Raw genomic sequence first — 14960 nt, 5'->3', positions numbered from 1 at the left:
TCGTGCGCGACCTCAACAACCTGACCGTCTTCCTCCAGGTGGCGGAACTCAAGAGCTACACCCAGGCCGCCCGGCGGCTGGGGCTGACCTCCTCGGCCGTCAGCAAATGCATCACGCGCATCGAATCCGAACTCAACGCCACGCTGTTCGTGCGCAACACGCGGCACGTCTACCTGACCAACGACGGCGCCGACTTCTACGAGCGGTGCAAGCTGATCCTGGGCCAGCTGGAGGAAGCCGAACTCTCGCTCAAGCGCAGCCGCAACGACTACAGCGGCACCCTGCGCATCCAGATGCCGATGGGCTTCGGCCGCAAGGTGGTGTTTCCCAAACTGCCCGTGTTCCGCTCGCGCTATCCCGAGATCGAGCTCGACATCGAAATGAGCAACCGCATCGTCGACATGGTCTACGAGCGCATCGACGTCTGCGTCGTCTCGGGGCCGGTGACCGACGAACGGCTGGTGGCCAGGAAGCTGTGCGACGTCCAGCACGTGGCCTGCGCCTCGCCCGCCTACCTGGCCCGGCACGGCGAGCCCCAGACGCCCGACGACCTGGAACACCACCACTGCATGGCCTTCATGATCACCAACCCCAACACCTTCCGCGAATGGAAGTTCACCTACAACGGCCGCACCTTCAGCAAGCGCCTGTCGGGCAAGCTCAACATGAACCAGGGCGAATCGCTGCTCGAGGCCGCGATCAACGGCGAAGGCATCGCGATGCTGAACACCTATTTCCTGGGCGACGCGGTCCAGCGCGGGCTGGTGAAAATCATCCTGAAGGACTGGATCGCCAAGGGCCCGCATCTGTCGATCGCCTATCTTCCCAATCGCAAGCTGTCTCCCAAGGTGCGGGCGTTCATCGATTTCCTGATCGAGATCGCGCCAGGTTCCGCCAACTTCGCGCTGCAATAGGCCGCCGCCGCGCCGTCAGGCCGCGGCCGCCCGGATGACGCCTTTTTCCTCCAGCGCCGCGATCTCGTCGGCCGAAAATCCGTAGCGCGCCAGCACCGCCCGCGTATCGGCGCCCAGCGCGGGCGCAAGATTCCGCACCGCCATGTCGTGGCCGCCGAGCCGGAACGGCAGCTTCGGCGCCTTGCCGACGACCCCGTTGGGCAGCGGCACGTCCACCAGCTGGCCCGACTGCGCCAGGTGCTCGTCGGCGCCCAGTTCGTCGGGCCGGTTGACCGGCGCAAACGGGATCTTCGCGGCGCGCAGCCTGGCGGCGGCCTCCTGTTTGGTGAAGCCGCCGACCAGTCCGGCCAGCGCCTCGTACAGCGCGGGGCGGTTGAGCCGGCGCGACGCTTCGTCGGCAAAGCGCGGATCGTCGTGCAGCGCGGCCAGGCCGAACTCCGCGCAGAAGCGGTCCCAATGCGCGTCGGAGACGATGCCGATGAAGACCTGGCTGCCGTCGGCCGTGTCGAACAGGCGATAGACGCTGAAGCCCATGCGCGTGTCCTGGCGGACCACGGAAATCGGCACCGAGGGCTCGCCGCTGTACTGGGCCGCGCCCATCCACTGGGCCACGAAATAGGCGCAGGTTTCGTACAGGCCGGTGGTGACGTGGCGCCCGCGGCCGCCGTTGGCATTGCGGCTGAACAGCGCCGCCAGCACGCCGATCACGCCGTAGGCCGCGGCGGCGTTGTCGGTGAGCGAGGCGCCGGCGCGCATCGGCTTGCCCGGCAACCCGGTCATGAAGGCCAGGCCGCCCGCCATCTGGGCCAGTTCGTCCAGCATCGGCAGCGCTTCCGACGGCCCGGGCAGGAAGCCCTTGATGGACAGCCACACCAGGCCCGGATTCAGTTCCGACACCACCGGATAGCCGATGCCCAGGCGGTCGACGGCCTGGTAGGCGAAATTGTCGACCACCACGTCGGCCGAGGCCGCCATCCGCAGGAAGACCTCGCGCCCCTCGCCCTTCAGGTCGAGCGCCACGCTCTGCTTGTTCCGGTTGAGGAAGTGGAACATGGCGGCGATGCTGCCGGGCATGTTGCGCGCCTGGTCGCCGCCGCCCACCGATTCGATCTTGATCACTTCCGCGCCGAGCTCGGCCAGGATCTGGCCGGCGGTGGGGCCGGCCACGATGTGCCCGAGTTCGAGCACGGTAATGCCTTGCAAGGGTGCGCCGCTATGGCTCATGTCCGCTCTTCCCGCGTTGCCTCTGGCGCGCCGCCGGCGCCCGCGCCCGGCTGCCCGAGGAAGCGGAGCAGCGCGGCGTTGAACGCCTCGGCCTGTTCGTACTGGACCCAGTGGCCGCCGTCTTCGATGATCTGCACGCCGTCCAGGCGCAGGTTCGGCACGCGCGCCAGCAGGTCGTCGAAACGATCGCGATAGGCGAAGTCCTGCCGTCCCCAGATGCCGAACGCGCGGCAGCGCCGCGCCGCGGCCAGCATGAGGTTGACGTCGGTGCGGGCCAGCTTGCGGTTCTTGTTGCGGTCGCGCGGCGCCACGGTTTCCTGTATGGTTAGCGCGAGCTCGTCGATCGACGTAGGATCGGCCAGCATCATCTGCAGCAGGTTGTGGCGCAGCACGGCGCGGCGCTCGTCGCGGCCGGCAACGCCGCGCAGCGACCGCAGATCGGGCATGCCCGCGAATAGCCCCAGCGACGACGCGCTGACCAGCACCAGCGCCTTCAGGGCGGGCGGGCCCTTGGCCGCCACGAACGACGCCACCATGCTGCCGAAGGAAAAGCCCACCAGGTCGAACGGCTCCTGGCCGAGGATCGAGGCGATGCCGCGCTCCACATAAGGCGCGATCGAATCGGCGTCGAGCCCCTCGCGCGGCAGGTCGGAATCGCCGAAGCCCGGCATGTCGGGGGCCAGCACCGTGAAGCGCCCGGCCAGCGCCTCGATGTTGCGCGCCCAGTGCATCCAGCCGCCGGCGCCGCCGTGCAGCAGCACCACCGCCGGACCGCTTCCCCAGCGCCGCCAGGCGAAGCGCATGCCGTCTTCCACCTGCTGGATCTTCTCGGCCCGCGCGTCCAGGCCGGCCAGATATGCCTCGGATGAGGTCTGCGTCATCTGCGTTTCCCCGTCCTCAGGCCTGCGCCGGCAGCGGCTGCGCCATGCCCAGCCGCACCGGCCCGGCCTGGCCGAACAGGAAGCCGGAGATCGTGAGCCGGTGATCGTAGGTGGAACCGCCGCGCATGCTCCATGCGGCCACCCGGCGGTACCAGAGGTTGATGTCGAATTCGGCGATGAAGCCGATGCCGCCGTGCATCTGCTGGCAGCCGCGCACCACGGCCAGGCATTTCTCGTTGGCGAACGACTTGGCCTGCGCGATCTCGACCCGGGCCGGCAGGCCCTGGCCCAGCAGCCACAGCGCCTCGCGGTTGAGCAGCTGGCAGCCGTCGACCGCGTTGAGCATGTCGGCGGCCAGGTGCTGGATGGCCTGGAAGGCGCCGATGGGCTGGCCGAAGGCGTCGCGCTGCGATACGTAGGCGGCCGACATTTCCATCGCGTGGCGCGCCGCGCCTTCCATCATGCAGGCGCTCAGCACGGCGATGTAGTCCATCATCGCCGCCACGGCGGCCGCGCCGCCGGGCACGCGCGCTTCGGCCGGCACGCGCACCGCGCGGAAGTGGACCGTCTCCTGCTCGTCGTTGGCCAGCGTGGTCAGGCGCTCGGCCACGATGCCGGGCGCTTCCGGATCGACGACGAACAGGTCGCACTGCCCCGGGCTGCCGGCGCGCGCGGCGGCCACCAGGCATTTGCCGGAACCACGGAAATGGTCGACGAAATACTTGCTGCCTTCCAGCACATAGCCGCCGCCGTCCTCGCGGGCAGTCAGCTCGAAGGCGGCGGCGTCCCAGCGGCCGCTGCGTTCGAGCAGCGCGCAGCTCACCAGCAGGCTGCCGCCCACGATCCGCGGCACCAGCTCGCGCTGTGGCCCGGCGCCGTGGCCGGCCAGCACCAGCGCAGCCACCATGTTGGAGAGAATGGGCAGCGGCGCGATGTAGCGGCCGGCCTCCTCCAGCACCAGGCCGGCGTAGCCCACCGGCAGCCCCTGGCCGCCCAGCGTGTCGGGCACCGACAGGCCCATCCAGCCCAGTTCGCAGAAACGCTTCCACAGTTCGGTCGAGTAGCGCGGATCGCGCTTTTCGGCGTCGCGCGCGGCGCGCGGGCCGCATTCGGCCTGCAGGAATTCGCCGGCCGAACGCTTGATCAGGGTTTCCTGCTCATCCAGCAATACATCCATGTCTTTCCTTCCGTCGATTCTGTGTGGTGCCGGTCAGCCAGGCCGCCGCCCGGGCCGCGGCATGCCGAGCCCTTTGCGCGCGATCTGGTCGCGCATGACCTGGATGCTGCCGTGGTTCACGGTGGACTGGAACGCGCCCAGCAGGTTGTGCGCGAACACGCCGGACTGCACCGCATGGGCCGAGCCGTTCATCAGCTGGGCATAGGGGCCGAGGATCTGGCTGATGGCCTCGGTGGCCCGCACGCCGTGCTCCGGCCCGGTCACCTTCTCGCCCGCGCCTTCGTAGGCGAACTGGCCGCCGCGCGCCTCGATCGACATGCTGCGCATCGTCATCAGCCGGCACATCTGGGCCTCGGTCCACAGGTCGGCCACCTTGTCGCGCACGCGCGGATCACCGCGCCGCTCGGCCGCGCCGGGTCCGTCGCCGTTCAGGTAGTTGACGATGTCCTCGGTGCGCCGGACGGAGGCCAGGTAGCGCCAGGAACCGACACGGTCCAGGTTGAGCCCGCGCTGCGTCACGTTCCAGCCGTCGCCCTCCTCGCCCAGCAGGCAGCTGGCCGGCACCTCGACGTTGTCGAAGAACACCTCGTTGGTGCGCGGCTCGGCATAGGTGGTGTTGACCGGCGCGCGCGGGTCGTTCTGGATGGTCCACAGCGGCCGCACCGTGATGCCCGGCGTCGACATCGGGATCAGCAGCACCGACAGCCCGGCCTGGCGGCGCGATTCCGGATCGGTACGCGCCAGCAGGAAGATGTGGGTGGCGTTCTGCGCGTTGGTCGTATAGATCTTCTGGCCGTTGACCACGTACTTGTCGCCCTGGCGGGTGGCGCGGCAGCGCAGGCCGGCCAGGTCGGTGCCGCAGTGCGGCTCGCTGAAGCCCAGGCAGAAACTGATCTTCAGCCGCATGGCGTCGGGCAGGTACCTGCGCTTCTGCTCGTCGGTGCCCGAGGCCAGGATGGCCGGCGCGCCGCTGCCGCCGCCGCCGACCCGCATGTCGCAGGCGCGCAGGAACTCTTCTTCCACGATGTACTGGGCGATGCGGGTGCCGCCCTGGCCGCCGTATTCGCGCGGCCAGCTGATCGCCAGCCAGCCGCGCGCGCAGATCTCCTCCTGCAGCCGCGTCAGGTGCGGCCCCTTGCCCTTGCCCGCGTGCGCGTCGGCGAGCTCGCGGCGGATCTCGTCGGTGATGTTTTCCTTGATGAAGGCCTGCACCTCGCGCCGCAGGCCTTCCTCTTCCTCGGTATACGCAAAATTCATCGATTGCCGTCCGTGATCGAAATCCGCCGCTGGCGGTCGGTGGTCCTTGCGATCAATCCAGGGAGATGTTGCGTTCCCGGATGATCTTGCCCCAGGTGTCCTTGGCCCGCTGGTTGATGGCCGCGTACTCTTCGGGGGTGTTGGGCGCAGCCGGCTCATAGCCTTCGGTGACGAGCCGCTTGCGGAATTCCGGATTCGCCAGCGCTTCGTTGAGCGCCTTGTTCAGGCGCTTGACGATCGGCGCCGGGGTCTTGGCCAGCGCCACCAGGCCCACCCGCAGCGTAGACTCGAAGCCGGGCGCGCCGCTTTCGGCCACCGTGGGCACGTCCGGAATCGCGGCCTGGCGCTTGAGCGTGACGGCGGCGATCGGGATCAGCTTGCCGGCCTTGATGTGCGGCACCGCGATCGCGGTGGTGCCGAAATACACCTGCACGGTATTGCCCAGCACCGCCAGCAGCGCGTCGCCGCCGCCCTTGAAATTGATGGACTGCATCTTCACGCCGAAGGCCTGCATGAACATCTCGCCAGCCAGGTCGCCGTTGCCGCCGCGGCCGGGCGAGGAATAGTTCAGCTCGCCCGGATGGGCCTTGGCATAGGCGATGAATTCCTTGATGTTCCTGGCCGGCACGGCGGGATTGATGGCCATCATCTGCGGCACTTCGGCCACCAGCCCGATCGGCACGAAATCCTTGTCGGGGTCGTAGCTGAGGTTCTTGTAGAGGAAGCTGTTGAGCACCAGGTTGGCGTCGGTCCCGTACAGGATGGTGTAGCCGTCGGGATCGGCCTTGGCCGCCACCGTGGTGCCGACGATGGCGCTGGCGCCGCCGCGGTTCTCGATCACGATGGGCTGCCCCAGCGATTTGCTCATCACCTCGGCCAGCGCCCGCGCCGCATTATCGGCGCCGCCGCCCGCCACGTAGGGAACGATCAGGCGGATCGGCTTGACCGGATAATCGTCGGCTGCCGACGCGCCGGCGAACGACGCCGCCAGGAAAACTCCGGCCAGCCACGCCAGCGCGGGGCGTGCGAAACCGCCCGGCCGCCGGCCGGTCTTGTTCGGTGCTTCCATTCTTGTCTCCTCAGGGATATTGCATTTATGGGTTGTTGACCAGGGACGGTTTCGCCCTGATTTTGCGATCGCGCATCTGGAAATAGTCGTCGATCACCGCGTAGTCGAAATAACCGCAGCGCGCGATGACCCGCATCGCGGCCGTATCGACCCGTCCGTCCTTGATGAAGCGGTCGTCGATATACACGCCGACCACCTGCCCGATGACCGCCATCCGGTTGGCGCCGTTGCCGGCGAGGTCGGTCAGCTCGAACGAGCTCACCACCCGGCATTCCAACGCCGCCGCCACGCCCTTGACCCGCGGCGGGCGCACCAGGCGCGACGGCTCCCATTCGAGCCCGGCATGCAGGAATTCATTCTCGCCGCGCGGCAGGTCGTCGGAACTGAGCAGCAACTGGTCGCGGAAATCCCAGGTGGCCTGGTTGCAGACGAACTCGCCGGTATCGACCGCATAATCCACCGAATCCTTGCGCCCTTCGCTGGTGAAAATGACCATGCCCGGCCGCTGCGCGATCGCCTGGAAAAAACTGTAGGGCGCGAGATTCAGGTGTCCCTCGCGGCTGACGGTGCTGATCCAGCCGATGGGGCGCGGCGCGACCAGCGCCTTGAATGGATCGTAGGGTAGCGGGGGTTTTTCGCTGGCGTCGTAGAACATTGCAGCCGCATTGCCGTTGCTAAGTGGCGCCAGTTTAAGATCAATCCCCCGGATTATTGATGATCCGTGCGCCCATATATGTTGAACCTCAGGCAACATCCGCGGCCATGCCGCGGCGCCGTGGATTTGTGAACTCCAGTCATCACAGTTTGAATGCGCGAGCCGGTCATCCCGGCCCGGCCGCCGGCTAAAGTGCGGGAGGCGGCACCGCGAAGCCGGTGCCTTTCATGTTTCGCTGTCTTGTTAGCCGGAGCGGCAATGGTACGGAAGCTCAAACTGCTGATCGATGGTCAATGGCTGGATACGCAAAATGCCAGGCCGGTAATCAACCCCGCCACCGGCGAGCCGGAAGCCGAGCTGTCGGTCGCGCGGTCGGAAGACCTGGCCGCCGCCGCCGCGGCCGCGGCCGCCGCGTTCGAGAAATGGAAGCGCGTGTCGGCGCTGGAGCGCGGCAATATGCTGCGCAAATGCGCCGCGCTGATGCGCGAGCGCGCCGCCGCGATCGGCGAACTGATCACCCGCGAAAACGGCAAGACGCTGGCCGAGGCCACGCTGGAAGTGCAATGGGCGGCCGATTATTTCGACTGGTTCGCCGAAGAGGCGCGCCGGGTCTACGGCCGGGTCATCCCGGCGCGCATGCCGGGCGTGCGGCAGATGGTGCTGCGCGAGCCCATCGGCCCGTCGCTGGGGCTGTCGCCATGGAACTGGCCGGTGATGACCGCCACCCGCAAGCTGGCGCCGGCGCTGGCGGCCGGCTGCACGGTCATCCTCAAGCCGGCCGAGGAAACGCCGTCGGGGCCGGTGGAGCTGGTGAAGCTGCTGGTGGAGGCCGGCGTGCCGGCCGGCGCGGTGAACGTGGTGTACGGCGATCCGGCCCACATCTCCAGCGAGTTGATCGCCTCCAAAGAGATCCGCAAGGTCTCGTTCACCGGTTCGGTGCCGGTGGGGCGCCACCTGGCCGCGCTGGCCGGCCAGCACCTCAAGCGCATCACGCTGGAACTGGGCGGCCACGCGCCGGTGCTGGTGTTCGACGACGCCGACGTGGCCGATGCCGTGGCCAAGCTGGCCACCTTCAAGTTCCGCACCTCCGGCCAGGTATGCAGCTGCCCCAGCCGCTTCTTCGTGCAAGAAGGCGTGTACGACGAATTCGTCGAGCGCTTCCGCCAGGCCTGCGCCCGCCAGGTGGTCGGCAACGGCCTGGACACGCAGAGCACGATGGGGCCGCTGACCAGCGAGCGGCGCCTGCACGCGGTCTCGGCCTTCGTCGACAACGCCGTCGCGCAGGGCGCGCAGCTGCTGCACGGCGGCAAGCGGCTGGGCGCGCGCGGCAACTTCTACGCCCCCACCCTGCTCGGCGACGTGCCGCCGCAGGCGCAGCTGATGCAGGAAGAAACCTTCGGCCCGATCGTGCCGGTGGTGCGCTTCCAGCGCTACGAAGAAGCGATCGCGCTGGCCAACGGCCTGAACCTGGGCCTGTCGGCCTATGCCTTCACCGCCTCGCTGGCCACGGCCCAGCGGCTGAGCGAAGACATCCAGAGCGGCATGGTCGGCATCAACAGCATGGCGGTATCGATCGCCGAGGCGCCGTTCGGCGGCATCAAGGACAGCGGCCAGGGACACGAGGGCGGCCAGGAAGGCCTCGAAGGCTATCTGAACACCAAGTTCGTTTCACAAGCCGGCTGAAGGCGGCGGAGACTCGCATGCAAACTTCTTCCAAGGTCCCGTTCGTGCTGATGCGCGGCGGCACGAGCAAGGGCATATTCCTGCGCGAGGAACACGTGCCGGCCGACCGCGACCGGCTGACCGCCTTCACGCTCGACCTGATGGGCAGCCCCGACAAACGGCAGATCGACGGCCTGGGCGGCGCCGACAAGCTGACCAGCAAGCTGGCGGTGATCGGCAAGCCGCGCATTCCCGGCACCGACCTGACCTATCTGTTCGGCCAGGTCGGCATCCTGGCGGCCGAGGTCGACTACAAGCCGAACTGCGGCAACCTCACCTCGGGGGTGGCGATGTACGCGCTGCAGGAAGGCATCGTGCCGAGCAGCGAAGGATGGAACCGGGTCAGGATCCACAATCTGAACACCGACAAGATCATCAACGCCGACATCCTGGTGCGCGACGGCGAACCGGTGGTCGAAGGCGAGCTGGCGATCGGCGGCGTGCCCGGCACCGGCTCGCCGATCGGGCTGGACTTCAGCGCCGCCGCCGGTGCCATCACCGGCAAGCTGCTGCCGCTGGGCGGCGTGACGTCGACCTTGCAGGTGGACGGCTATCCCGACATCGAAGTCTCGGTGGTCGATTGCGCCAACCTGGTCATCTTCTGCCGCGCCGCGGACCTCGGCATGCGCGGCACCGAACTGCCGGCCGAGATCGACGCGAACCCGGCGCTGGTGGCGCACATCGACGCCATCCGCGGCACGGTGGCGCGCCGCGTGGGCATGGGCGAATACTGGGCCTCGCGCAAGGCGCCGGCGCTGCCGATGCTGTGGACCGTCCAGCGGCCGACCTCGTACACGGCGCAGAACGGCGCGCCGATCGACGCCGCCGCGATCGACCTGGTATGCCGCTCCTACGCCACCGGCACCACCCACCAGGCCGTGCCGGTGACCGCCACATCGTGTGCGGGCGTGGCCGCCAGCCTGCCCGGCAGCATTCCCAACCAGCTGCTGGGGCGCGGCAACCGCGGCAACGGGCTGATCGAGATCGGCCATCCGTCGGGCGTCATCAAGGTGGAAGGCGCGGTCGAAGCGGGCGCCGGCGGCGAGCCGTTCGCGGTTCGCACGGCCAAGATATTCCGCACCGCGCGTCGGCTGGCCGACGGCACGGCGTATCTGCACCGGCCGCACGGATGACGCACGGCCGCGGGCGTGTGACGCCCCGGCCGGCGGCTTCCGCTCAAAGCGACGGAATACGGACGTGCAGCACGGCCGACCGACCGCCGGCCACCGCATCCAGGCAGCGGCGCACCGCGGCATCGATATTGGCCGGATCGCGCAACAGTTCGCCATGGGCGCCGGCGGACGCCGCCAAGCCGGCGAAATCCGTCTCCGGCGGCAGCAGCGAGGCGAACTCGCCGCTGCCCTGCGCCACGCCGTCCGGATACATGCGGACCGTGGCCTCCTTGACCGCCGCCCAGCCGCTGTTGTCGAGCACCACGGTGAAGATCGGCAGGCCGTACTGGCGCGCCACGGCCAGCGCCGAACTCGGATTGCAGAAGTAATAGGAGCCGTCGCCCACGATCTGCACCACGGTGCGTTCCGGCTGCGCCAGCTTGCAGCCCAGCGCCATGCCGGCCGAAAAGCCCAGCCCGCCGCCGGCCAGGCCGATCAGCGCGCCGGTATCGGAAAACCGCATCTGTTCCAGCACCGCCGGCGTATTGCGGATGGCTTCGTTGACCACGATCGCATCGGGCCCGAGCATGCGGGCGATCGCCGCGCACAGCGCGTGCGGCTCGATGCGGTCATGCTCGCCGGGATCGGCGGCCTTGTCGCGGGCTGCCTGCAAGCCGCGCCGGTGCTCCAGCCGGAAGGCCTCGACGCGGGCGGCCGCGCGCGAGCGGAAATCCGCCGTCGCCCTGGCCTGCAGTTCGTCCAGCAATTGCCGCAGGAAGGCGGCGCTGTCGGCCTCGAAACGCTGGTCGGCGGGAAAATCCCACATCGGGATGTCGCGCTTGACGGCATCGACGTCGACCTGGACCCAATAGGTATCCGGATCCGGCGCCGCCGCCTGCGGGATCCACGGCACGTCGACGTCGACCAGGAAGCCCAGATCGGTACCGGCCAGGTGCTTCGCGCTCTGGTAGCCCGCGAAACACGGGCTTTCGCGCGCGATGTTGAGATGGATGGGGCTGAATTCGCAGACCCGGATGCCGGCGAATTCGGCCAGCTCGCGCAGCGCCCGCGCGGCGGCCGGATTGCGGCCCGCGTACGAGGTGATCAGCAGCGGGTTGCGTGCTTCGAGCAGGCGGCCGGCGATGTCTGCGATCGCCGCCGCCGGCAGCCCCGCGGCCCGCACCGGGCGGCTGCGCGCGGGCGCGGCGGCGGCCTCGCAGCTAGCCGCCAGGATCTCGCGCGGCAGCATCAGGTAGACGGGCCCCTGCGGATCGCTCTGGGCCACGGTAAGGGCGCGGGCGACGACGTCCTTGGCGACCACCGGCGACTGCAGCGTGTATTCCCATTTCACGTAGGGCCGCACCACGCTGGCCTGGTCGAACGGCTCCTGGATGAAATGCACATAAGTGTCGCGCGACCCCGGCAGTTCGCCCCGCAGCGTGAACGGCGCGCGGCCGGCGATCAGCAGGATGGGCAGGCGCGCCCGCGCCAGGTTGTGCAGCCCCATCGACGCGTTGGCCGTGCCCGCGTCCACGTGCACCAATACGGCCTGGGCGCGGCCGGTGGCCTGCGCATAGCCGCCGGCCATGTGGATGGCCGTGTTCTCGTGGGGGCACAGCACGATCCGGGGATGGCGGCGCCCTTCGCGCTTCCAGCGGGCGATCTCCTCGACCAGGGGCGCGTGGTCGGTGCCGAGATTGCAGAACAGGTATTCGACGCCCAGCTCCATCAGGCCTTCCAGCAGGAGGCAGGAGGCGCTTCGAACGGCGGTATCGGGCATGGCTTCCTTCATTGTTCGAAATAGTAGTGCTTGGTGGCCAGGAAATCGTTCAGCCCTTCCACCCCGTGCAGGCGGCCGTATCCGCTGGCGTGGTGGCCGCCGGTTTCCGCCTCGGGGAACAGCTTGTTGTGGGCGTTGGCCCATACCGTTCCGAAGCGCAGCCGGCCGGCCACGCGCCGGGCCTTGAGCGCGTCGCGCGTCCATACGCTGGCGGCCAGGCCGTATGACGTGGCATTGGCGCGCCGGAGCGCGTCGGCCTCGTCGGCGAAGCGCTCGATCACCAGCAGCGGGCCGAACAATTCTTCCTGCACGAAACGGCTCTGCAAATCTTCCACCTCGACCAGGCTCGGTTCGATGAAGGCGCCGCGGGCCAGCGCGCCGCCCGGCACGCGTCCGCGCACCAGCACGCGTTCCGAACGCTCGGCCTGGGCCACCAGCGCGTCGATGCGGTCCCGGTTGCGCACGTCGATCAAGCTGCCCATGCCGGACGCGGGATCCATGCCGGGGCCGACGCGCACCGCGCGCAGCGCCGCGGCCAGCCGCGGAGCGAAGCTATCGTAGACGGAATCCTGCACCAGCACCCGCGACAGCGCGGTGCATTGCTGCCCGGCCAGGATCAGGGCGCCGGCGGCCACGCCGGCCACCGTGGCGTCGAGGTCGCAATCGTCGAACACGATGCCGGGCGCCTTGCCGCCCAGTTCGAGCGACAGCCGCGCCAAGGTCTGCGAGGCAGCGGCGGCGATCGACTTGCCGACCGCGGTCGAGCCGGTGAAGCTGATGACGTCGACCTGCGGCGACGCGCACAGGGCGCGGGCGGCGTCGGCGCCCGACTCGACCACGACGTTGACGATGCCCGGCGCGACGCGCGTGTCTTCGAACAAGGCCTCCAGCACCAGCCGGGTGACCCATGCCGTCTGGCTGGCGGGCTTGACGATCGACGCGCAGCCGGCCGCCATGGCCGGCGCCAGCGAACGGATCAGCAGCGTGACCGGGCCGTTCCACGGCACGATCGCCACCGCCACGCCTGCCGGCTCGCGTTCGAGCGAAGAGAAGCAGCCCGGCTCGACTTCCAGCACGCGGCCGAACAGATTGCGCGCCAGGCCCGCGTAATAGTGCAGCTCCGATACGCCCGCCGCCACCTCCGCCCGCGCCTCGCGGCGCAGCTTGCCGTTGAGGCGCACCAGCGCATCGGCCACCCGGTCGGCGCGTGCCTCCAGCCGCTGGGCGAACCCGGTCAGCACCTCGGCGCGCAGCCGCGGGCTGTGAGCCCATGCCGTGGCCGCGAAAGCGCGGCTCGCCGCGTCGACCGCGGCGCAGGCCTCGGCCGCGCCGCCTTCGGCGAACCGCGCGGCGGGCTCGCCGGTGGCCGGGTCGACGGCGATGCCGAAGCGGCCCGGGCCGTCGATGGCCGACAGCCAGCGGCCGTTTATGTAGTGCTCTGCAGTGTCCATATCGTGTCGTTTCTGTGATGATCGGAATGGGGCGGCCATGGGCGGGGAACACTGCCTGGCGCGGCCTCCTGTCGCCGCGCGACGTCCTCCCCCGGGCAGGAGAGCGCTTCCCTTCGGGCGGCCGAACGGCAAGCGCTCATGCCGCCGCAAATGCCTTCAGGTCGAAGTCGGCGCGCGCCAGGTGTTCGCGTGTCGGCGCGCGCCCGCTGGCCAGCAGCCGGCGGGCCGCCATGTGGTCGGCCGAGCGGTTGACCGACTCCACGCCCAGCCAGCGGTCCGCCTTGAACAGGTGGACCGAGAACGCGCCGCAGGCCGGCTCGCCATGCACCACCGCGTCGTCGGCGCCTGCCGTCAGGCCGGCGATCTGCAGCCGGATGCCGAACTGGTCGCTCCAGAACCACGGCACCGCCGCGTAATCCTGTGGCCGGCCCGCAAGGCCCGCGGCCACGCAGCGGGCCTGGTCGGCGGCGTTCTGCACGGATTCCAGCCGCACGCGTCCGTCCGCCGAGGCCGCCGCGTAGCGGCATGGAAAACGCGCGCAATCGCCGACCGCCGAGATCGCCGGGTCCGAGGTCCGCAGGCGGGCGTCGACCACGATGCCGTCGGCCACGGCCAGGCCGGCGGCCTCGGCCAGCGCGGTCTGCGGCACGGCGCCGATGCCGACCACGACCAGATCGGCCGCCAGTTCGGTGCCGTCGTCGAGCCGCACCGCCCGCGCGCGCCCGCCTTCGCCCACGATGGCTGCCACCGAACGGCCGAGATGCAGCGACGTCCCGGCACGGCCATGCAACTCGGCCAGGTGAGCCGACACGACCGGCGAGGCCGCCCGCCCGAGCACGCGGGCGGCGACGTCCACGATGCCGGTCCGCACGCCCATCCCGGCCGCGGTGGCCGCGACCTCCAGGCCGATGAAGCCGGCGCCGATCGCCACCAGCGTGCGCGCCGCGGCCAGTTGCCCGCGCATCGACTCGGCTTCCTCGATCGTGCGCAGCGACACCACGCCCCGCAGATCCGCGCCGGGCACCGCGAGCACGCGATGGCGCAGGCCGGTGGCGAGGATGAGATGGCCGTAGCCGATGGCCTCGCCGCCGGCCAGAATCACGCGGCGGCGTTCGCGATCGATCGACTCGGCGCGCTGGCCGAGCCGCAGCTCGATCCGCCGCTGGGCGTACACGTCCGGATGGCGCAAGTGCAGCCCGTCCATGTCGACGCCTGACTTCAGGAAGGCCTTGGACAAGGGTGGCCGCTGGTAGGGAACGGCCGTCTCCTCGCCGATCAGCACGATGCGTCCGCCGAAGCCGGCATCGCGCAGCGCCAGCGCGGCGCCCGCGCCGGCCTGCCCCGCGCCGACCACCACCACGGTATCCGGCGGCGGCGCACTCATACCTGCCGCTCCGGCAGGCGGACGACGAGGCCGTCGAGCTCGGGGCCGATCACCAGCTGGCAGCTGAGCCGGCTGTTCGGCATGCGCGGCTCGGCGGTCGATTCGAGCATTTCGTCTTCCACCGCATTGGGCGCCGGCAACTTGTCCACCGGGCCGGCCTCCACGTAGACGTGACAGGTGGCGCACATGGCCGAGCCGCCGCATTCGGCGACGATGCCGTCGACGCCGTTGGCCACGGCGACCTGCATGACGGAGCGGCCCGCGGGCGCGTCGATTTCCCGCCGCTGGCCGGCGGCGTTCTGGTAGATGATCCTGGTCATGGCATTCCGGCCCG

Annotated in this window: 13 protein-coding genes; 3 read left to right on the top strand and 10 right to left on the bottom strand. The window is 69.6% G+C overall.

From position 1 onward, the window contains the following. The first annotated feature begins 2 nt into the window (after window positions 1-2). Window positions 3-914 (top strand): LysR family transcriptional regulator, encoded by a 912-nt coding sequence (locus ABD927_RS15050; protein WP_345250652.1) that lies wholly within the window; start codon window positions 3-5, stop codon window positions 912-914. Between the two features lie 15 nt (window positions 915-929). Here ABD927_RS15050 and ABD927_RS15045 read toward each other — a convergent pair whose 3' ends face one another. Genes ABD927_RS15045 through ABD927_RS15020 form a run of 6 tightly spaced genes read right to left on the bottom strand, consistent with a single transcriptional unit; the run spans window position 930 to window position 7177 of the window. After that, window positions 930-2138 carry a CaiB/BaiF CoA transferase family protein gene (locus ABD927_RS15045; RefSeq protein WP_345250651.1) on the bottom strand — a complete coding sequence of 403 codons (1209 nt, stop codon included), beginning with the start codon at window positions 2136-2138 and terminating at the stop codon, window positions 930-932. After that, the gene (locus tag ABD927_RS15040) at window positions 2135-3019 is read right to left on the bottom strand and encodes an alpha/beta fold hydrolase (protein ID WP_345250650.1); all 885 of its coding nucleotides are present in this window, start codon (window positions 3017-3019) and stop codon (window positions 2135-2137) included. Before ABD927_RS15040 ends, ABD927_RS15045 begins: the two co-directional genes overlap by 4 nt. A 16-nt stretch (window positions 3020-3035) precedes the next feature. Continuing rightward, window positions 3036-4196: an acyl-CoA dehydrogenase family protein gene (locus tag ABD927_RS15035; protein WP_345250649.1), complete on the bottom strand. Its 1161-nt coding sequence runs from the start codon at window positions 4194-4196 to the stop codon at window positions 3036-3038. Window positions 4197-4229: 33 nt separating this feature from the next. After that, window positions 4230-5453: an acyl-CoA dehydrogenase family protein gene (locus ABD927_RS15030; RefSeq protein WP_345250648.1), complete on the bottom strand. Its 1224-nt coding sequence runs from the start codon at window positions 5451-5453 to the stop codon at window positions 4230-4232. Window positions 5454-5505: 52 nt separating this feature from the next. Beyond that, the gene (locus ABD927_RS15025) at window positions 5506-6522 is read right to left on the bottom strand and encodes a Bug family tripartite tricarboxylate transporter substrate binding protein (protein ID WP_345250647.1); all 1017 of its coding nucleotides are present in this window, start codon (window positions 6520-6522) and stop codon (window positions 5506-5508) included. Between the two features lie 25 nt (window positions 6523-6547). Beyond that, window positions 6548-7177 carry a flavin reductase family protein gene (locus ABD927_RS15020; protein ID WP_345250646.1) on the bottom strand — a complete coding sequence of 210 codons (630 nt, stop codon included), beginning with the start codon at window positions 7175-7177 and terminating at the stop codon, window positions 6548-6550. A 258-nt stretch (window positions 7178-7435) separates the two neighbouring features. Here ABD927_RS15020 and ABD927_RS15015 point away from each other — a divergent pair, with 258 nt between their 5' ends. Beyond that, window positions 7436-8860, top strand: coding sequence for an NAD-dependent succinate-semialdehyde dehydrogenase (locus ABD927_RS15015; protein WP_345250645.1), 1425 nt, complete (start codon window positions 7436-7438; stop codon window positions 8858-8860). A gap of 17 nt (window positions 8861-8877) precedes the next feature. Continuing rightward, the gene (locus ABD927_RS15010) at window positions 8878-10032 is read left to right on the top strand and encodes a PrpF domain-containing protein (RefSeq protein WP_345250644.1); all 1155 of its coding nucleotides are present in this window, start codon (window positions 8878-8880) and stop codon (window positions 10030-10032) included. A 43-nt stretch (window positions 10033-10075) separates the two neighbouring features. On the opposite strand, the gene ABD927_RS15005 is transcribed toward ABD927_RS15010, so the two are convergent. From ABD927_RS15005 to ABD927_RS14990, 4 genes are all read right to left on the bottom strand, one after another. Next, the gene (locus ABD927_RS15005; protein WP_345250643.1) at window positions 10076-11791 is read right to left on the bottom strand and encodes a thiamine pyrophosphate-requiring protein; all 1716 of its coding nucleotides are present in this window, start codon (window positions 11789-11791) and stop codon (window positions 10076-10078) included. 8 nt (window positions 11792-11799) lie between these two features. After that, on the bottom strand, window positions 11800-13242 hold the full coding sequence (locus tag ABD927_RS15000; RefSeq protein WP_345250642.1) for an aldehyde dehydrogenase family protein: 1443 nt from the start codon (window positions 13240-13242) through the stop codon (window positions 11800-11802). 136 nt (window positions 13243-13378) lie between these two features. Continuing rightward, window positions 13379-14626, bottom strand: coding sequence for an NAD(P)/FAD-dependent oxidoreductase (locus ABD927_RS14995; RefSeq protein ID WP_345250641.1), 1248 nt, complete (start codon window positions 14624-14626; stop codon window positions 13379-13381). After that, entirely contained in the window at window positions 14623-14946 is a 324-nt protein-coding gene (locus ABD927_RS14990; RefSeq protein WP_345250640.1) for a 2Fe-2S iron-sulfur cluster-binding protein, read from the bottom strand. The genes ABD927_RS14995 and ABD927_RS14990 overlap by 4 nt, the downstream gene beginning before the upstream one ends. Between the last annotated feature and the right edge of the window lie 14 nt (window positions 14947-14960).

The organism is Pigmentiphaga soli, from assembly GCF_039541095.1.
Taxonomy (GTDB): domain Bacteria; phylum Pseudomonadota; class Gammaproteobacteria; order Burkholderiales; family Burkholderiaceae_B; genus Pigmentiphaga; species Pigmentiphaga soli.
The sequence above is the reverse complement of the archived record's forward strand: the minus strand, read 5'-3'. Positions and strand labels throughout refer to the sequence as shown.

Coding starts and splice junctions, on each gene's coding strand:
- ABD927_RS15035 (WP_345250649.1), bottom strand. CDS start 4,196: ATGGATGTATTGCTGGATGAGCAGGAAACCCTGATCAAGCGTTCGGCC.
- ABD927_RS15045 (WP_345250651.1), bottom strand. CDS start 2,138: ATGAGCCATAGCGGCGCACCCTTGCAAGGCATTACCGTGCTCGAACTC.
- ABD927_RS14995 (WP_345250641.1), bottom strand. CDS start 14,626: ATGAGTGCGCCGCCGCCGGATACCGTGGTGGTGGTCGGCGCGGGGCAG.
- ABD927_RS15005 (WP_345250643.1), bottom strand. CDS start 11,791: ATGCCCGATACCGCCGTTCGAAGCGCCTCCTGCCTCCTGCTGGAAGGC.
- ABD927_RS15010 (WP_345250644.1), top strand. CDS start 8,878: ATGCAAACTTCTTCCAAGGTCCCGTTCGTGCTGATGCGCGGCGGCACG.
- ABD927_RS15025 (WP_345250647.1), bottom strand. CDS start 6,522: ATGGAAGCACCGAACAAGACCGGCCGGCGGCCGGGCGGTTTCGCACGC.
- ABD927_RS15020 (WP_345250646.1), bottom strand. CDS start 7,177: ATGTTCTACGACGCCAGCGAAAAACCCCCGCTACCCTACGATCCATTC.
- ABD927_RS15030 (WP_345250648.1), bottom strand. CDS start 5,453: ATGAATTTTGCGTATACCGAGGAAGAGGAAGGCCTGCGGCGCGAGGTG.
- ABD927_RS14990 (WP_345250640.1), bottom strand. CDS start 14,946: ATGACCAGGATCATCTACCAGAACGCCGCCGGCCAGCGGCGGGAAATC.
- ABD927_RS15040 (WP_345250650.1), bottom strand. CDS start 3,019: ATGACGCAGACCTCATCCGAGGCATATCTGGCCGGCCTGGACGCGCGG.
- ABD927_RS15000 (WP_345250642.1), bottom strand. CDS start 13,242: ATGGACACTGCAGAGCACTACATAAACGGCCGCTGGCTGTCGGCCATC.
- ABD927_RS15015 (WP_345250645.1), top strand. CDS start 7,436: ATGGTACGGAAGCTCAAACTGCTGATCGATGGTCAATGGCTGGATACG.